This window comes from Colwellia sp. F1, assembly GCF_056238625.1.
Window position 1 is genome coordinate 1 of sequence record NZ_JBWDLI010000072.1, and the last position, 2,658, is coordinate 2,658.

A 2,658-nucleotide genomic window follows, 5' to 3' on the forward strand; every position below is an offset into this window, starting at 1 on the left:
TTCTAGACGCTTGAGCCACTCTAGGCCTGCTACGTTAATACCGCCCTCGCCTTGCACGGTTTCGACAATAACACCCGCGGGTATATCGAGGCCGCCAGATTTATCGTTAAGCAATTTTTCGAAGTAATCCAGCGTATCTGCATGCTCTCCCATATAACCGTCAAAGGGTAAAAAGCTTGCACCTTGTGTGGGAATGCCGCCGGTCGCTTCGCGGAATTTGCGGTTACCTGTGGTTGCCAGTGCTCCCATGGTGACGCCGTGGAAGCCGTTGGTAAAGGTCACAATGTTATGGCGACCTTTAGCAACACGGGCCAAACGGATGGCCGCTTCCACTGCGTTAGTTCCGGTCGGGCCCGGCAGGTGTACCTTGTAGTCTAAGCCACGCGGTTTGAAGATAACTTCTTCAAGGGTTTCTAGGTAATCGCGCTTTGCCGCGGTCCACATATCCAGGCCATGAACAATGCCATCTGTTGACAGATAGTCGATCATTGCCTGTTTGAGATGTGGGTTATTGTGACCGTAATTGAGCGTGCCGGCACCGGCTAGGAAATCAATATACTCACGACCATTCTCATCCGTTAAACGAGCATTCTGGGCTTTGGTAAATACAACGGGGAATGAGCGCGAGTAAGTACGTACGTTAGATTCCATGCGTTCAAGCGTTTGGGTCTGCATTAACGACCTCCTTTTTAAATCATTGAGTCAAGCGTGGGACGAACTGGCGGAAACAGCGGTAACCAATTTAAAACGTAACCAGCTTGCAAGAGCCGCGCATTGGGCAAGAGCTGGTTCGTTCGGTTACATGCTGTCTGTTTGAAATGGACCTATACGAACTAGGTTTTCAGGATCATGCTCCCCACCGAGTTGTTCGGTAGAGAAATATTCACGGCTGTTTAACGGGGCTTGCCAACGGGCAGCGAGGCGGCGAAATAGACCCCAAGAGGCCTGATTGTCGGGCGTGATCGTCGTTTCCAGGTGGTGCACATTATCAAGTTCTGGGCGCGACATAATGGCTTCGACTAAACGGCGTGCCAAGCCAGTACCACGTGCTTTTTCACCAACGGCAACCTGCCATAGAAAGTACGTGTCCGGCGCATTGTCTTTCACATAGCCCGATACAAACCCAACTATCTCGCCCTCTTCATTTGTCGCCACCGCGCAGGTGTCACGAAACTGGGTTGCCAGCAGTAGATAAGCATAAGCAGAATTAACATCAAGCGGCGGGCAAGCTTTTATCAACTCGTAGATGCCCCAACCATCATCTGCATTTGGCTTGCGAATGAATAATGGAGTAGACGCATGCCCAACCACAGCATCAGCGACTGTTGGGCGAGCAAGGTCTGCAGAAGGGGTAAAAGGTATTATTGGCGTGCTCATGGTTATGCTTCGCTGTAGCGAATTTGAGCGCCATTATAACAGCTGATTATGAGCAATTCAAAAATCATATTATTCATCCTGTGCTTTTCCATAAATTTAAATTATAAAAGCCGCTCTGCCTGCGAAAATTAGCTGAAAGATCCGCTATATTGAAAGAGTTTAGATCAACCTTGCCTGGCTGCTAGACAAAAAAGGCGAGCCAATGCTCGCCTTAAAAATATGAATTCTATGTAATCAATTGCGCGTGGCTGTTCTCATTGTTACAAACTCCTCGGCACCTGTGGGATGGATGCCAATGGTGCGATCGAAATCTTCTTTTGTAAGCCCAGCTCTGACCGCAATGGCGATCCCTTGTATCAACTCTCCAGCCTCTTCACCGACCATGTGAGCCCCTACGACAACATCGGTAGCATCATCAACGATTAGCTTCATCAAGGTGCGCTCTTGGCTGCCTGATAATGTATGCTTCATTGCTTTAAAGTCCGCGCTATAAACGCGAATTTTGCCAATGTTTTCTCTAGCAGCCTCTTCAGATAGCCCTACTGTTCCAATATTGGGATGACAAAAAACAGCCGTAGGAATCGTGGCGTAGTCTAGCGGTTTAGGTAGTGTTTCATTGAAGTGGATATCGACGAGCTGCATCGCCTCCGCTAGTGCTACGGGCGTCAGTTCCAGTCCTTGGGTCAAATCGCCAAGCGCCAAAATTGAAGGAACCGCCGTCTCATAGCGTGCATTCACTGGGATTTTCCCTTTACTATCAAGGTGAATGCCCAATTCTTCAAGCCCTAGTCCCTGTGTATTGGCATGACGTCCTGTTGCGGCTAAAACGACATCTACCTCTTGGACATCACCGTTCGTCAAATACACGTTAAACGCGTCACCATTGGGTTCAATCCGTTCGATATTGGTATTGAAATGCAGATTGACGCCTTTTTTGCTCATTTCATCTCGGGTAAAAGCTCGGACTTCTTCATCAAAGCCTTTTAGAAACAGGTCTCCACGATAAATCAAATGGGTTTCACTACCGAGGCCGTTGAATATGCTTGCGAACTCAACCGCAATATAGCCGCCCCCCAACACCAGGAACCGGTCCGGAAAGGCGTCAAGGTCAAATACCTGATTGGAAGTGACTGTATATTCACTGCCAGGAAAATCAGGCACCCATGGCCAGCCACCTGTCGCTAGCAGTATCTTTTGCGCGGTTACTTGGGTAACGCCCTCTTCAGAAGCCAGTGAAACGCTATGTGCACCTGTAACGGTTGCTCTAGCATGAAGCAATAC

At 48.9% G+C, this 2,658-nt stretch carries 3 protein-coding genes; all 3 read right to left on the reverse strand.

Annotated features, from left to right (window positions below; translation table 11 throughout):
• On the reverse strand, window positions 1–675 hold a 675-nt coding region (locus AC0UA9_RS17305), incomplete at its 3' end, for an aminotransferase class III-fold pyridoxal phosphate-dependent enzyme (protein WP_475661971.1).
• A gap of 123 nt (window positions 676–798) precedes the next feature.
• A complete protein-coding gene (gene ectA, locus AC0UA9_RS17310) occupies window positions 799–1,377 on the reverse strand; it encodes a diaminobutyrate acetyltransferase (RefSeq protein WP_125747933.1) in 579 nt (192 codons plus the stop codon).
• Between the two features lie 234 nt (window positions 1,378–1,611).
• Window positions 1,612–2,658 (reverse strand): FAD-dependent oxidoreductase (locus AC0UA9_RS17315; protein WP_475661973.1); only part of this gene is annotated, 1,047 nt, incomplete at its 5' end.

Excerpts from the sequence above, each read along its gene's own strand:
- ectA (WP_125747933.1), bottom strand. The coding sequence starts at position 1,377 with ATGAGCACGCCAATAATACCTTTTACCCCTTCTGCAGACCTTGCTCGC.